The sequence below is a fragment of the Flavobacterium sp. PL11 genome, from assembly GCF_035985025.1.
Classification (GTDB): Bacteria; Bacteroidota; Bacteroidia; order Flavobacteriales; family Flavobacteriaceae; genus Flavobacterium.
Window position 1 is genome coordinate 1 of the sequence record NZ_JAXCIA010000027.1, and the last position, 15,089, is coordinate 15,089.

At 30.9% G+C, this 15,089-nt stretch carries 15 protein-coding genes; 9 read left to right on the forward strand and 6 right to left on the reverse strand.

The window, feature by feature from the left end:
* Positions 1 to 611: 611 nt before the first annotated feature.
* Positions 612 to 1,445, reverse strand: a complete 834-nt coding sequence (locus RCH18_RS12910; RefSeq protein WP_326937177.1) for a universal stress protein — start codon at positions 1,443 to 1,445, stop codon at positions 612 to 614.
* Between the two features lie 65 nt (positions 1,446 to 1,510).
* Positions 1,511 to 2,350 carry a universal stress protein gene (locus RCH18_RS12915; protein ID WP_326937178.1) on the reverse strand — a complete coding sequence of 280 codons (840 nt, stop codon included), beginning with the start codon at positions 2,348 to 2,350 and terminating at the stop codon, positions 1,511 to 1,513.
* Positions 2,351 to 2,523: 173 nt separating this feature from the next.
* Here RCH18_RS12915 and mnmE point away from each other — a divergent pair, with 173 nt between their 5' ends.
* From mnmE to RCH18_RS12960, 9 genes are all read left to right on the forward strand, one after another.
* Positions 2,524 to 3,927 carry a tRNA uridine-5-carboxymethylaminomethyl(34) synthesis GTPase MnmE gene (mnmE, locus tag RCH18_RS12920; protein WP_326937179.1) on the forward strand — a complete coding sequence of 468 codons (1,404 nt, stop codon included), beginning with the start codon at positions 2,524 to 2,526 and terminating at the stop codon, positions 3,925 to 3,927.
* A gap of 149 nt (positions 3,928 to 4,076) precedes the next feature.
* Positions 4,077 to 4,241: a hypothetical protein gene (locus RCH18_RS12925; protein ID WP_326937180.1), complete on the forward strand. Its 165-nt coding sequence runs from the start codon at positions 4,077 to 4,079 to the stop codon at positions 4,239 to 4,241.
* Between the two features lie 27 nt (positions 4,242 to 4,268).
* On the forward strand, positions 4,269 to 5,204 hold the full coding sequence (locus RCH18_RS12930) for a site-specific integrase (RefSeq protein ID WP_326937181.1): 936 nt from the start codon (positions 4,269 to 4,271) through the stop codon (positions 5,202 to 5,204).
* Positions 5,205 to 5,363: 159 nt separating this feature from the next.
* A complete protein-coding gene (locus RCH18_RS12935; protein WP_326937182.1) occupies positions 5,364 to 6,194 on the forward strand; it encodes a hypothetical protein in 831 nt (276 codons plus the stop codon).
* An 83-nt stretch (positions 6,195 to 6,277) separates the two neighbouring features.
* The gene (locus RCH18_RS12940; RefSeq protein ID WP_326937183.1) at positions 6,278 to 6,562 is read left to right on the forward strand and encodes a helix-turn-helix transcriptional regulator; all 285 of its coding nucleotides are present in this window, start codon (positions 6,278 to 6,280) and stop codon (positions 6,560 to 6,562) included.
* Between the two features lie 13 nt (positions 6,563 to 6,575).
* Positions 6,576 to 8,006, forward strand: a complete 1,431-nt coding sequence (locus RCH18_RS12945) for a DUF3987 domain-containing protein (protein ID WP_326937184.1) — start codon at positions 6,576 to 6,578, stop codon at positions 8,004 to 8,006.
* A gap of 251 nt (positions 8,007 to 8,257) precedes the next feature.
* Positions 8,258 to 9,139 carry a DUF6371 domain-containing protein gene (locus RCH18_RS12950; RefSeq protein ID WP_326937185.1) on the forward strand — a complete coding sequence of 294 codons (882 nt, stop codon included), beginning with the start codon at positions 8,258 to 8,260 and terminating at the stop codon, positions 9,137 to 9,139.
* A gap of 156 nt (positions 9,140 to 9,295) precedes the next feature.
* The gene (locus RCH18_RS12955; protein WP_072993544.1) at positions 9,296 to 9,607 is read left to right on the forward strand and encodes a type II toxin-antitoxin system HigB family toxin; all 312 of its coding nucleotides are present in this window, start codon (positions 9,296 to 9,298) and stop codon (positions 9,605 to 9,607) included.
* Between the two features lie 17 nt (positions 9,608 to 9,624).
* The gene (locus RCH18_RS12960) at positions 9,625 to 9,981 is read left to right on the forward strand and encodes a helix-turn-helix domain-containing protein (protein WP_326937186.1); all 357 of its coding nucleotides are present in this window, start codon (positions 9,625 to 9,627) and stop codon (positions 9,979 to 9,981) included.
* Positions 9,982 to 10,453: 472 nt separating this feature from the next.
* Here the strand turns inward: RCH18_RS12960 and RCH18_RS12965 are convergent, their stop codons facing one another.
* From RCH18_RS12965 to RCH18_RS12980, 4 genes are all read right to left on the reverse strand, one after another.
* A complete protein-coding gene (locus RCH18_RS12965) occupies positions 10,454 to 10,795 on the reverse strand; it encodes a cyclic-phosphate processing receiver domain-containing protein (protein WP_326937187.1) in 342 nt (113 codons plus the stop codon).
* A 48-nt stretch (positions 10,796 to 10,843) separates the two neighbouring features.
* Positions 10,844 to 13,351: a DUF4268 domain-containing protein gene (locus tag RCH18_RS12970; RefSeq protein ID WP_326937188.1), complete on the reverse strand. Its 2,508-nt coding sequence runs from the start codon at positions 13,349 to 13,351 to the stop codon at positions 10,844 to 10,846.
* 63 nt (positions 13,352 to 13,414) lie between these two features.
* Positions 13,415 to 14,401, reverse strand: a complete 987-nt coding sequence (locus RCH18_RS12975; RefSeq protein WP_326937189.1) for a hypothetical protein — start codon at positions 14,399 to 14,401, stop codon at positions 13,415 to 13,417.
* A gap of 1 nt (position 14,402) precedes the next feature.
* Positions 14,403 to 15,080, reverse strand: coding sequence for a hypothetical protein (locus RCH18_RS12980; RefSeq protein ID WP_326937190.1), 678 nt, complete (start codon positions 15,078 to 15,080; stop codon positions 14,403 to 14,405).
* Between the last annotated feature and the right edge of the window lie 9 nt (positions 15,081 to 15,089).

Below are 15,089 nucleotides of genomic sequence, written 5' to 3' on the forward strand. Positions count from 1 at the left end.
GACATAGGGAAGGGGCGTTTTATGGAGAACCTCAAAGGTAATTTTTTGAGGGATAAAAACTCCTTCCCTTTTTAATCGTTTAGGACGCTATTGATCTGAAAACACAAAAAATAAAAAATTAAAATCTTCCTAAACGTAATGTGATTACCAGTTAAATTTTTTAAAAATTAATTATATGATCCTAAATATTTGTTCTACCAAAGAATAAAAATAACGTATTGTTAAAAATTTATATTTATTTAGATGATGAGATTTTTAATTTCATAAAAAAAATTGGCTTTATAATTAAATATATCTGCTGTTCTCTATATAATTGGGCGTGCAGAAACTAATTTCGATTGTAAAAAAAATGCGCGTATTTAAAATCTTTATCCTATTAATGAAAAATCACATACAGTAAGTAATCAATTTCTCAATCAAATAGATATTCTAAATTTATAATAGATTAGCAATTATAGTTAATAATCTCATTCTAAAAATATTCCGTCAGCTACTTTATACTCATATCTTTATTAAAAAAATTTAGCAACGAAACGGAATATTATTTATACTATCATCCTAAAATCCAAATTTCAAACCTTACTTCTATTCTTAATAATAATAATAATCCTCTATTCTATTGGAATTGCTAGAATTGGGATCTCATTATTGATAGCAATTTTTTTTGTCAAACTTGGACTAAACAATCCTTCAAAAAAGCCTCTTTTATAAGTAAGCATTGTCAAAATATCTACTTCTTTATACATTATAAAATCTAAGATCACCGACTCCACATTTTCATCTTCAACAATATAAAAATCTATAGGTTCAGCGGCAAATTCAGTTTCCCATGATGCAATGGTGGTTAACTCAACGTCAGATTTTATAGTTTTTACATATAAACATTTTACTTTAGCATTTGATTTTTTAGCAATTTTCAAAACCAGTTTGAGTGCTTTTTTATCTTTAGGTCTAAAGCGTGTGGTGAAGCCAATTATTTCAATTTTTTCAAATTTTGCTTCTTGTGGAACGCACAGCATGGGAACATCAATTCCCGTGATAACCATACCCGTATTTGTACCCAAGAAAAATGCTTCCCAGCCAGTGCTTCCCGCAGTGCCCATAACAACAAAATCAATTTTATCAACTTTAATTGACTTTTTTATATTGGGTAATAAATCACCATCCATAAGCCTGTGCGACAATCTAATTTTGTCTAATTTGCGCTCTTCCGCTATGGCCCGAAGTTTTGGGATTTCCCTTTTGAACATTTCAAACTGAGCTAATTCCATAGACTCATAAATAATTGCGTAGTTTTCAGGAAAAAACTGGTTGTCATAAATAGGCAAATTAAAGGTATGCAGCAATATAAGCTCACCATTTACTTTATTTGCAAATTCTAGTGCGTGTATAAAGGCGTTAGTTGCCGTGTCAGAAAAATCGGTTGGAAATAATATCCTTTTCATGGTTTTTAAAATTTAAGTGGTTGTACAATAAAAATAGAAAATCGGTAAAGATTATATTTAGAGGTTTAATTTTGATCCTGAATAGCTAGAATAGGAACGTTGATATGCAATGCTAATTTTTTTGACAGACTAACATCGAATAATTTTTGAAAGAAATTTTTGTGATAAACATGTAGTGCAACCATATTGATTGTATGAGCATCAATAAAATCTAGAATAATTTTTTCTTTATCATTTCCATTAATAGAATGAAACGTGACATTACTATCCGATGCCATCAACTTCCAATTTTCTATTTCATCATTTTTAATAATATCTTCTGTTGAAAGAATACTTAAACAATTTAAATGTGCTTTATAAACTTGTGATAGAACCAAAATTCTTCCAAACGATGCCGTATCTTGTACCTTGTATTTAGTCATAAATACAATTTTCTGGATGGGTACATATTGACAATTTTCAGGTATAACTAGCACTAATGTCTTTATCTCATTCATTACTTGTGTGGCAATGGTGCCAAAAAATGTTTCTTTAAGAGTGCTACCGCCTTTTGTACCCATAATTACAAGCTCATAGGCATCATTTTCAGTGAGCTTTTTTATTTCAGGAACAGTTTCGCCAGAAATCAAGACATGACTAATTTTTACATGAGTCAAATTATTAGATTGGGCAATAGCTCTAAATGTGGGCACCTCATCTCTATAATTTTCAAAATGACTCAACTGTGTAACATCGTATACTTCATGCAGGTATTCAGCAGCATTTACAAATTTAGCTTGAGGTAATTTATAAACGTGCACGGTTACAATTTCGGCCTGAATATGATCTGCCAATTTCAAAGCATAAATAAACGCGTTTTTTGAAGCATCTGAAAAATCAGTTGGAAACAATATTTTTTTTGACATATTTATAATTTATTAACGATCAATTATTTATATAAACTTACAAAATTTTAAATTAAATCGTATGATATATATCACTTTGATTGGTTTTCTCCTTCTAGATTAAGCAAATACTCCCTAATATTACTCCTATTAAGAGCGCTATTTTAGTTACTTTTGCATAAAATAAAATAGTTATGATTCTAAACGATTCCATAGTTGCACTTGCTACGCCATCAGGAGCGGGAGCAATTGCTATAATACGTATTTCAGGGCAAGAAGCGATCACTATAGGAAATTCTGTTTTTAAATCCATCAAAAATAAAGAGTTGACTACCCAGAAAACGCACACCTTGCACTTGGGTCATATTATGGATGGTTCCAAAACTTTAGACGAAGTACTGGTTTCTCTTTTTAAAGGTCCAAATTCTTATACTGGCGAAAATACTATAGAAATATCCTGTCACGGTTCAACTTATATACAGCAACAAATCATTCAATTGCTTTTAAGAAAAGGTTGTCGCATGGCTGATCCAGGAGAATTTACGTTGAGAGCGTTCCTTAATGGTAAACTAGATTTATCGCAAGCAGAAGCCGTTGCCGACTTAATTTCGTCAGATAATGAAGCGTCCCACCAAATAGCCATGCAACAAATGCGTGGTGGTTTCTCTAACGAAATTGCGAAACTGCGCGAAGAATTATTAAATTTTGCATCGTTGATCGAACTTGAATTGGATTTTGCAGAGGAAGATGTAGAATTTGCAGATCGAACCCAATTCCATGAGCTATTAAACCGAATCGAGTTTGTATTGAAGCGCTTACTCGACTCTTTTGCTGTGGGAAATGTAATTAAAAACGGCATACCAGTGGCTATTGTAGGCGAACCAAACGTAGGGAAATCAACTTTATTGAATGCTTTGTTAAACGAGGAACGCGCGATAGTCTCTGAAATTGCAGGAACAACCCGTGATACGATTGAAGATGAATTGGTGATTGGTGGCATTGGTTTTCGATTTATCGATACCGCTGGAATTCGTGAAACGCAGGATGTGGTGGAAAGCATTGGTATTCGAAAAACATTTGAGAAAATTGAACAAGCACAAGTGGTAGTTTATCTGAGTCCGCTTACACCAAAAGGAGGTACATTAGACTCTGGAAATGTAAAACAAGTACAGCTAGAAATAGAGAAAATCAAAAATCAATTTCCGTTGAAGCCATTACTAATTATCGGTAATAAAAAGGATTTATACTCAGAGGAGCAAGTCCAAAACCTTCAATCTCAAATCCCAAATATTTTATTGATTTCTGCCAAAGAGAATATTGGTGTAGACGAATTAAAAAATAAATTGCTATCATTTGTCAACACTGGCGCTTTACGCAATAACGAAACAATTGTAACGAATACTAGACATTATGATTCGTTACTAAAAGCTTTAGATGAAATTCAAAAAGTGAAATTTGGTTTAGAGACCAATCTTTCTAGCGATCTTATGGCGCTTGATATTAAAGAAGCATTGTATCAGTTTGGGACTATTACCGGGCAAGTGAGCAATGACGAATTGCTTGGGAATATATTTGCTAATTTCTGTATTGGAAAGTAAATGCGCTTTCTTTAAGTGTCATTAACTTTCTTTAGCTTGACTACCATTGATTTAACCGTATTTTAAGTTTCTTCTGTTAAGTTTAATTCATTTATTTGTTGCACCTAATGTACACCTTAACAAAAAAAAGGTGTAAAAATGTACACCTAATGAATATAACATTAAAGAAAAAGAAGTTAATGAATGGTAAGTTCAGTTTATATCTTGAATTTTATAAAGGCTCAACTACCGATGCAAATGGCAAACGAATACATTTAAGAGATTTTGAATATTTAAAACTTTATCCCACTCAAGATCCAAAAACTGCTAAATAAAAAAGGGAGAATAAAGAAATCGATACTTTGACTGAACAAATTCTAGCTATTAGGAAAGCAGAATATTTTCAAGGTAAATTCGATATTAAGAATACTACAAAAAGCAAACGTCTATTTATAGATTTCTTTTATGAAAAGACAGAAGAAAAAATTGATAGCCCAAAAAACTATGGAAATTGGACAGCTTCATTTCTACACTTAAAAAAATGTATTTCTAGTAACCTAACTTTTGATGAAGTTGACGAAAACTTTACGAAAAAGGTGAGACTCTATTTTGAAAAAGAAGCAAAAACAAAAAGTAACACCTCTTTATCTTTAAATTCTAAATACTCCTATTTCAATAAATTTAAAGCTGCTCTCCGAGCCGCTTTTGATGAAGGTTATATTTCCTTTAATTATGCGTCAAAAGTAAAATCTTTTGAGCAGGCAGAAAGTCAAAGAGAATACTTAACATTTCAAGAGTTGCAAAAATTAGCACAAACTGATTGTAAATATGCAGTTCTGAAACGTGCTTATATTTTTTCTTCACTTGTTGGCCTGCGCTGGTCAGATATAAATACCATGGTATGGTCAGAGGTTAGAGATGAAGAAAATACGAGTAGAATAAATTTCCGCCAAGAAAAAACAGATGGTGTTGAATATCTCTACATTTCACAGCAAGCTCGTGAACTATTGGGCGAGAGAGAATCTCCTTCAGACAGAGTCTTTGTTGGACTGAAATACAGTGCTGTATACAATAACGAGATTGTACGGTGGTGCAATCGTGCAGGAATATCAAAACACATAACTTTTCACAGTGCCAGGCATACGAACGCCGTTTTATTACTTGAAAATGGAGCAGACATTTACACCGTTTCAAAGAGATTAGGTCATCGTGAAATCCGTACGACTGCAATTTATGCGAAAATTGTAGACGAAAAAATGAGAGAAGCATCAAATCTAATACCTATAGTAAAATTTTAATAAGCATGATATATTCCTATTTCCAAATTAAAGACAAACATTATAATGTTTTAAATGGTATTAAAAACAATTTATATAGCCAAGATAAAAAATCATTCGTAAAGAAAAAAAGTAAAAAAATTAAACGAATATCAGTTTTGTTTTATCTGTAATGATCTCATGCAACATTACAAAATTGCACATTTCCCACTGGATGTGCTTGAGCTGTTCTTTGCAAGAAGTAAAATTACTATAAATAAAAGTGAATATTTCTCATTTAATGAAAGTGGTAATTTAAAGGATTTTGTTCCAGTCAATGTAGACCGGATAAATTTTAATTGTAAGAATGATCTTGACTCATTTATTGCTTATATGTTAGAAACAAAAGAATATCCAAGAGAGACCCTCTTAACTAAACTTTTGGTTTTATCTGATAAATTATTCGAAAATATATTTCACCCATTAATGAATATACGAATGCGTTTAGAAAATTACATTGAAAATGCTAATAGAAACGGAAACACGATGAAATTTGATTATTTAGAAGAAATTATATTAGCATTAGATAATCAACAAAAACATATTTTAGAATTATCGTATAGCATACAAGAAAAAGTTGATAAACTATCTATAAATACAAATCGTTTAAATTACCTAATTGTTACAGATAATAAATTTCTAAAAAAGCTATACCGAGAGCTAAATAAATTTGATTTCATTGATGAAAATAAAACTACTTTGGAACAATTTATTGAGGTTTTGAAATCAGATTGGAAAGCACACAATTCTGTGATTTACTTAAATATGGATAACATACAATTTAAATTTTTCATTGATTGCATAAGTCAATTTTTAAGAACTAAAATACCTCTATCATTCATACAACTTGCTGGAAATATTGAAAACAATAACGGTAAAATAAATTCAAAATCTGTGAGATCTTCAGTTTCCAAAAGTAAAATGTTGTGTAAAGACTATGAAGTAATTAAAGTTATTTTCGAAAAACTATAAATAGGTTAATACATCAAACATGTTAACTTAACATGGTTTTACTTTACTGACATTTGCTGCCATAATATTAAACAAACGTCTTTATGGAAAGCAATCTTATCATTCAAAAATTAACCCAATTAGAAAAATTGATAATTGGAAATAACAAACAAATCTTCACGGTAGATGATGTTGTAAATTACACAGGATTCTCAAAATCTTATGTGTACAAATTGGTACACAAAAACATCCTTCCCTACTCAAAGGTAAATAATAGAACTCTATTTTTCGAAAAATCAGAAATTGATTCGTTTTTACTTCAAAACAAGTCTAAATCAATTTCTCAGATTGAAAAAGAGGCTATCACTTATGTAAACTCAAAAAAATAAATTTTGAGTTGTGATGGATATAAAAAACAATGCCCCTTCCACTTCAGAAAGTAGAAAGGGCAAAATCTTTGATCTGCAAAACAAAGATATAGAAAACTTGGGATGCATTGACATTGTTGCCCTTGAAATTGATTTTTTGAAACACAAGGAAATCAAAGGAAACTTATTCCCAATAGATATTTATCCTAAAGCCATACAAGAGATCATAATTGAGATTCACAATAAGCAAGTATTCCCCATAGATTATTTAGGCTCCGGCATACTTTCGGCTGCCGCAACTTCAATTGGTAAATCATATAAAATTGAAGTAAAAAAAAATGGTTGGGAAGAAAAAGTAAACTTATTTATGGTGATAGTTGGTCAACCAGGTGATGCCAAAACCCAAGCCTTAAAATTTTGTTACAATCCTATTCAAATAAAAGAAAATCAACTATTCACAGAATATGAAAATCAATTAATTGAATATGAAAAAGGTATTTCGGAGAGTTCTGAAACTAAATTCAAGGAAAAGAAACCTATACTGAAACGATATTTACTGAGTGATTTTACGCCTGAAGCCTTAATCCTTCATCATTCGAACAACAAAAGGTCGTTGTGCGTTTTTGTGGATGAGCTCAATGGCTGGTTAAAAAACTTCAATCGCTACAACAGTTCTGGTGAAGCAGAGACTTATTTGAGTTTATGGAGCGGAACTCCAATTACTACAGATAGAGCTTCAGGCAAAAGCCAAAGACTTTCAGACCCTTGCTTAAGTGTTATTGGAAGTACTCAAATATCCGTTTTAAAGGATTTTGGAAAAGATGGCAGATCAACCAATGGCTTCATGGATAGATTACTTTTTGTTTATCCTAATGAAGAAAAAATACTTAGGTGGAATATTGAAACTGTGAACAAAGTTCTGATTGATAATTATACTGCATTAATTCATAATTTGCTTGAATTAGGCAACGAAGACCCTAATGAATCAATCGTAATTCCACTAGAAACAGAAGCAAAAGAATTTCTATTCCGCTGGCAAAATAATAGACCTGATAAATTTTTCTTTGATTATGAGCGATCAATAGAAATAAAGCTACAACAGTATGTTTTGCGTTTTGCTTTAATTCTTGAATTAATACAATCAACTGTAGCAAATAAATCAATTATTACAGTATCAATTCAGTCCGTAAGGAGTGCTATTAAGTTATTTGACTATTTCTATCATAACGCTGTACAGGTTAGAACTGAAATTATGAGAAAGAACTATTTCGAAACACTCACCGAAGGACAAAAAAGTATTTTAAATGAACTGCCTAAAACATTTACAACTGCAGAAGGAATTAAAATAGCGTGTAAGTTAATTGATAGAAAGCCTCGAATTTCTGAAAGACAATTCAAAACTTATCTAAAAGACTTAAAACTGTTTAAAAGAGTGGCGCACGGAAGTTATGAGAAAGTTATATAGACTGCACTTTCTTCACTTTCTTCACTTTCTTCACTTTCTTCACTTTCTTCACTTTTATATTTAAAATACTGATAATCAGTTTATTAAAAATAAAGGTTTATGCAAAATTAGTGAACAAAGTGCAATTTAGATTTGCTTCATAATTTTGAAAGTGCAATCATAATAAAGCCAAAATACAGTCAAATAACATACTTGAAGTCCTGCTATCATTGGAAAGTGTAGAAAGTGCAGAAAGTGCAATACAATAAACTATGTATAAATATTCATTACACCAAAAAGCAACTAAACACCAATGTCCAAATTGTAATAAAAAGCGGATGGTGCTATATATCGACATCGAAACAGCCGAGTATGTTTCTCCTCTGGTAGGAAGATGCGACCGAGAGATAAATTGCGGCTATCATTATCCTCCAAAATCTTACTTTAAGGATACAAATCAAGATTATAATCATTCAATAGTAAAAGATCCTAATACTACTCAAAAAAATCAATTTTCATATCATAGTCGAAAAGACTTATTAAACACGTTAACCTATTACAACGAAAATAATTTTATCCAATTTTTAAAATCAAAATTTGAGTTTAACGAGGTAGAACAAATGGCTTATAATTACAAAATTGGAACAGCCAATTTCTGGAATTTCGGCACCATTTTTTGGCAGGTTGATGCAAACTATAAGATTAGAGGTGGAAAAGTAATTATTTACAATACATCCGGAAAAAGGACGAAGTATATAAACTGGATCCATTCGATAAAAATAAAATCACAAGAAATAAGCAGTTTCAATCTAAATCAATGCTTTTTTGGAGAACATTTAATTAATAATTGCGATACCATTATTGCTATAGTTGAATCTGAAAAAACAGCATGTATTATGAGCTTAATATTTAAAAAATACACTTTGCTAGCAGCTGGCAGTTTAAATGGTTTAAATCACTTTAAAATGGAAGTATTGCGAAATCGAAGAATTACTTTATACCCCGATTTAGGTATAAACGGACTGAACGGAAGTCCATTTAGCATATGGAATTCGAAATGTGAATACTTTAAAAAGAAAGGTTTTGATGTAGAAATTTCAGATTTGTTAGAACGTAATGGAACAAATCTAGAAAGAGAAAACGGCTATGATTAGTTTAGCCCCGGTTTGGATTAAAAAAATAATACAAAAATCATTAAAATAAACAGTTTCGATTGGTAATATATTGCTACTTAATAACTGCTTGAATAAAAAAAATTAATGGATCTTAAAATAGTTTGCGAATTGCAAACTTATTAATACCTTTGACAAATGAATATAATCAGTAGAAACACCATAATTTACTACACTCAAAAATACCCGATTGCAAAAAATCAATTGTTAATGTGGTATAATGACGTTTCTAAAAGAGATTTTGACAATTTTAATGAACTCAAGGAAGTATACGGAAATGCAAGTTTGGTAAACAATCAAAGAGTCGTTTTTAATATAAAAGGAAATGATTTTAGATTAGTTGTTTCGTTCAATTTTAGACGGAAAACTTGTTATTCTATTTGGTTTGGAACACACAAAGAATATGATAAAATTGATGTTGAGACCATTGAATTTGACGAAAAACTATAATACTTAAAATTAGAAAAATGAACTGGAAAGTAATAAAAACTGAAGCCGAACATAAAATAGCCGTAAAGCGTGTAATGCAAATATTTCACGCAGAACCCGATACTCCCGAAGACGATGAACTAGGTGTTTTACTTATTTTGATAAAAGATTTTGAAGATAAAAATTATCCTATGCCTGAACTGGATGCCTTAGAAGTTATCAAAATAAAAATGGAAGAAATGGGTATTAAAAACAAAGATTTAGAACCTATCATTGGAAGTAAAGGACACGTATCAGCAATATTATCTGGCAAGCGTGAAATTACCTTAAAGATGGCTCAAAAGCTTAAAAACTTTTTTGGAATTCCAGCAGAAGTCTTTTTACATAGTGCGTAAAAACAGCTTAACTGTAATTCAAATGTAAGTTATAAAAATAACTATACGTTATTTTTATTAACATTAACTACTCCCGTTTTACTAAAACGGTACTCCTTTTGTACACCTCATAGATTCTAATCCCTCTGTAGTAAAGAGAAATTACATATTGTATTGGGAAGTAGATTTCGGTTTTCATCCGCAGTTTTCAGTTTGACTAATTGACAAATTATTTGGCTACCAATTCCCGCTATTCACAGAAAGTCCACAGTCATTCCCCTAAAAATAAAATCTCAAAACGAGCTTTCCCGGCGGATCGGGATTTGCTGTTTTGGGATTTGCTTTTTAGTGGATCTTCCTTTGCGGACTTTTCTCCCGAGGCTTCGGGATTATTTTGGACAGATATTGAAAAATGAAGGTTTACATAATTGTGATTTAGAGGATGTGTTTACGCAACTATCTTAAACTAAATACTGATCTAGTAATTAAGAAATTAATTATCACTTTTTAAATTTTTGATATAATTATCTAATAAACTTTGAATTTGCTGAGAGGCCACAGGATTAGCCGAGTGAACATAAAATTTCAGATTAACAAGATCAAGTCCTGACTTATAAACTAGCCATTTGGCTGCCGCATATCCGTCGGGAGCAATAACACCTTCATCATCTAAACCTAAATCATTATCAAAGCTAATATATTCAGGAATTCCTTTGGACAAAATTACTTTCTTGAAATCATTGAAGGTCCGAACGATCACAAAATCTTGATCTGTCCAGTTTTCATAAACCATATCAACGGTTCTTATATCATCTAAAAATAATTTATAGGCCATATTCCTTTAAAAATTAAAGTCTTTAATTAAATATTCTTAGCTACTCTCCTATTTAATATTCTTTAAAAACGGACTAAACGCGTTTTCAAATTGAGGTAGCGCACTAATTAAAAATTCATTCATTACTATCCAATCAGTCTTTCTAAATAAATTTACACCCTGTCGCTCTATTTTTATCCTACTCATTTTATTTTCAGGTAGTTCTTCCCATTCTAGCTTCTGTCCAAATGCCTTTTCAATTGCTTCCTTATTCCTTAAAAGCTTATTGAAAAACATCTTGTTTGTTTCTTTGCTTGAAGTAAGAATGGTTAATTCAATCCTAACATACATTTTCGTTATAACAAGTGTAAATGACAAACCTGCAGTTCCTGCTCCAGAGGAAATCCATTGCTCTTTTGAAGCGCCTACATTATTAAACAATGTAGTGTTATCTAGTAACGGTAATAATTGAGTCCAATATTTTTTCCTAACATCAAAGCGACTTGGCTCTGCTTCAAGCTCAGTATTTGTTGAAAATTTAATACTTAACTCCTCTTCCATTTCATATAAGGTCAGTAGTCTTTTTAAAGCACCAAATTTACTATTACTATCAATATTAGACTCCATAAACCAACCGTTAGCTACTTCCTGCGAAGCTCTAAAATCGTAGGTGTTTCTTGTGATTTTGAAAACATCTGGACTACTAACCAATAATTGTGAATTCTTTTCATATAAAGCACGAACTACACTGAAATACATTTGAGCTACTGTATCTTCTTCTATTTTATTATTTTCAAAAATATAATATTCTAGTTTTTTATTTCTTGGACTTTCGGCATCAAATATATTTTGCTCTTCGGTATCGTCATTTTCAGTAATGATAACGTTCGGATACTCCCAAATTTTTAAAAATCGTTCGTAGATGATAACTTGACGCTCTTCAAATTTTTCTATGTTCCAATGGTCGATTTTCTTTAGATAGGAGTTCAACCATAAGTGGCTAAAACTGTAACCTTGTTCGTTACCCTCTTTATTCATTTCCTTTTTATCTAGAAATGATTTGTTACTCAGCGCACCATTGTTTCCTGATAAGGTTAAGTTTCCTATTGTATTAAGATGTTTTTCTTTGAATAGAAAAAACTCTTCTGAAGATAAGTCCGTGCTCCATTTATCAGCTGGATTTCTTGGGAAAATATGTTCTATAGTAATGGCTTCATTACTGGTATTGACCTGTTCTTTATTATTGTAGTTCTCCAACAACTCAAACAAGTAATTTCTGTTTTTAGGTTGGGTATTGTACAAATCTTTGTCCTTTAAAGCTGTTTTTATATCTTCATTAGAAGGGAATTTGGCACTTCCTTTCTTTTTGAGTAACGCTTTTGCAATAGAATCATAATATTCCTCTGTATCTACTTCGGCGTACAAACTCATAAAGATTTTGTTCAAAGCATTAGTTGGTAAACCTACAATGAACCTTCTCCAAGTATAGGATTGAATCAGCTTTAGAATCTTGATTAATTCTACTTTATCAAGTAAACCGTTTTCGGAATCTTCAAAAATCTGCAGTAAGAAAGGATAAGCAACGTTGATCTCCAAACGATTGATGTATTCTAATTCTTTGCGGATGCTCGCATCTTTTACTGTCGATGGATTGGCTAATTTTTTATAATGAGCTGATAAGGATTTTATGTTTTCTAATTCCTGATAATAAGCCTCCTCTTTCTTATTGCTATAAAGACTCTTGAACTCAAAATACACTTTATTTTTATTTGGTATTTTCTTGTTGCGCAACGTTAAGTAATCTCTAATGAAATCAGAAACCAGGGAACTTTGTTTCACTAAATCTTTGGCATTTTCTTCGATAGGACTCCATACGGTTTCAAAAATTCTGTTTTGTTCTCTAGGCAGTAAATCCATTAATATGAAATTACGAATCAAATCTGATTGCGACAAATCCAAACCTGTGGAATTCAAACTTTCAAAAATACGCTGCGGATCATCTTTGTCTCTTTCTAATGATATTTGGACAAACATCAATCGATTCAATCCTTTTAAAATTAAATCGAAATTAGCCTCATTTATACTGCTTCTAAAAAAGTTATAATTCTCGATTACATTCGAAAAGCCATTAAACTCTTTTTCTGTACCTACCATAATGGCTTTAAAAGCCAATGAATTGGTATCGGTTTGTTTTAGCTTCAATTTGCTAGATTCGTTTTGAACATACTGATTGGTCAAGAACATATTATACAGGCGTTCCGATTCTTGTGTTTTATCATTTTCCTTTGCAAAACGGTACAAGGCCACATATAAAATATTGATGGTTGTCAATCGCTGTTGCCCATCTATAATAACCAATTCTTTTACTTCGTCGATAAGGTGAATACCTTCATGAATATATACTATACTCCCTATAAAATGTGTTCCTCTTTTCTCTGTTTCTACCGCAATAATATCATGTAGTAATTCGTTGCATTCTGCATTTTTCCAGTCGTAATTACGCTGATATACAGGGATTACAAATTGTACGTTGGGTGCTTGTAAAAAGTTAGTTATTTGTAATTCGTTGGCTTTCATAATTTGATCGATGGTTTTGTATTTTACTATAATTGTATAGATGAAAACAATTATTTACATAATTTAAGCTTTAACTTTCTCTGCATTTTTTTTAATCAAATCCCTGACCCTTTGCATATGAACAGCAAGAATACCATCTGAAAAATCACCAATTCGGCCATTAATCTTATTTTCGATTACTTTAAAAACAATTGTAGATTCTTCTGCTGAGATATAATTTGCTGTGTTATTGGTTACTAGACGTGTTGCGGAAGTTACAGGACCAACGTATCCAAGTTTTGAAACTTTAGACCTAATACCATCATTCTTAAAAGATTTTGATATAAAATTAGCGACTTCTTTATTCATTAACTGATAACTTCCTTTTGCTAAATAAGAACTCTTTGAACTTAACTCTTTACCTGTTTTAAACGCTTTTGCTGCTTGAGTAAGACCTCCCAAAATACCCTTGCAAGCACTTGTACCTGGTATAATCAAAATAGCCGAAAAAACCATTTCTTTTCTATTATTTGCCTTTTCTAATTCAACTCTAGTATCCTCATCTTTTACTAATTCATCAATTTTGATCATTATTTCATCTGATAATACTATTGGACCTGCGTCATAGAAATCTTCAAACTCATCCTTTTTCAAAGAATTATACTTTAAATTTAGAATTGATAGCTCATTAAATAATTCGAAATAAGTTTGATTGAGCTCTATTTCCTTGTTTATCAATGTAACTCCTGCTTCTTTTCGAACTTTATCATTTAATAAATTAGATTCTGCCAACGTATATGTCAATGCTGGTATCTTTTCGATTTCAATTAAGGTGTTTTTATAAATATTCACTTCACTAGCTAGTATTTGTGGCAAAAAAGACTTCAATTTAGTCCTATGTTTTTCTAAAATCTCAATCGCTTCATTAGAATAAGTGCTATTTGAAAGAGGGATGTCTTTATCTACAATATTTGTAACAAAAGAGCTACCTATCGTATCTATAGCATCCTCTTTTTTACTATTACATCCGAATAGTAAAACAGTAGTCAAAATTAGGGCTGTATATTTCATCTTAAAAATTTCTTTCTATTCCTAAATCTATCGTATTTCTTATATTTTGCCCTTTACTGTCTTTTTCAAATTCAAAAAACAAATGACCGTTTTTTGTAAACAAGCATTGCTTCACTTCTCCCAGATAAATTTCTTTCCCTAAATCTCCATTTTTATCAAAAGTTAAATCATGGACAGGTTCTTTTCTAAATCCTTTTTTAATTCGTCGAACACCTACATAATCACATTTGGTATTTTCAATTTTTAAATCATAAATTAAATACTCTTCTTCTGTAATATAAAGATATTTAAAAGTATCAAAAATACTTTTATGAGATAAATCCTTATGTTCAATTGTATTATTATTGTCTACTTCACTCTTGATCATTTTATAAAAATCTCCCTTTTTATTCATTAACTGATGCGGTTTCGATGAAAACCACTTTTCGGCTAATTTATAGTCAGGATATTTTGCGTTTAAATCAGCATAATATTTATTCTTCCTAACCTTTACTGTGGAATCGCTTTCACTAAAAACTTCTTTAGTTTGCTTCCATTTTTCCGATACATAAGACTTTTTCTCTTTTTTATTTTCCACTTTCCTAATTTCAACTTTTTCTTTTAATATTGTTTCTTTTTCTTCCTTACCACAGGAAGATAGAATTAGTAGGAAGGCACTTAATAAGTAAGCGTTTTTCATTTTATTTAA

Bases quoted from the DNA above. Each gene is read 5' to 3' on its own strand.
- RCH18_RS12910 (WP_326937177.1), bottom strand. From the start codon at position 1,445: ATGAAAAGGATATTATTTCCAACCGATTTTTCTGACACGGCAACTAAC.
- RCH18_RS12915 (WP_326937178.1), bottom strand. From the start codon at position 2,350: ATGTCAAAAAAAATATTGTTTCCAACTGATTTTTCAGATGCTTCAAAA.
- mnmE (WP_326937179.1), top strand. From the start codon at position 2,524: ATGATTCTAAACGATTCCATAGTTGCACTTGCTACGCCATCAGGAGCG.
- RCH18_RS12925 (WP_326937180.1), top strand. From the start codon at position 4,077: ATGAATATAACATTAAAGAAAAAGAAGTTAATGAATGGTAAGTTCAGT.
- RCH18_RS12935 (WP_326937182.1), top strand. From the start codon at position 5,364: ATGCAACATTACAAAATTGCACATTTCCCACTGGATGTGCTTGAGCTG.
- RCH18_RS12940 (WP_326937183.1), top strand. From the start codon at position 6,278: ATGGAAAGCAATCTTATCATTCAAAAATTAACCCAATTAGAAAAATTG.
- RCH18_RS12945 (WP_326937184.1), top strand. From the start codon at position 6,576: ATGGATATAAAAAACAATGCCCCTTCCACTTCAGAAAGTAGAAAGGGC.
- RCH18_RS12950 (WP_326937185.1), top strand. From the start codon at position 8,258: ATGTATAAATATTCATTACACCAAAAAGCAACTAAACACCAATGTCCA.
- RCH18_RS12955 (WP_072993544.1), top strand. From the start codon at position 9,296: ATGAATATAATCAGTAGAAACACCATAATTTACTACACTCAAAAATAC.
- RCH18_RS12960 (WP_326937186.1), top strand. From the start codon at position 9,625: ATGAACTGGAAAGTAATAAAAACTGAAGCCGAACATAAAATAGCCGTA.
- RCH18_RS12965 (WP_326937187.1), bottom strand. From the start codon at position 10,795: ATGGCCTATAAATTATTTTTAGATGATATAAGAACCGTTGATATGGTT.
- RCH18_RS12970 (WP_326937188.1), bottom strand. From the start codon at position 13,351: ATGAAAGCCAACGAATTACAAATAACTAACTTTTTACAAGCACCCAAC.
- RCH18_RS12975 (WP_326937189.1), bottom strand. From the start codon at position 14,401: ATGAAATATACAGCCCTAATTTTGACTACTGTTTTACTATTCGGATGT.
- RCH18_RS12980 (WP_326937190.1), bottom strand. From the start codon at position 15,080: ATGAAAAACGCTTACTTATTAAGTGCCTTCCTACTAATTCTATCTTCC.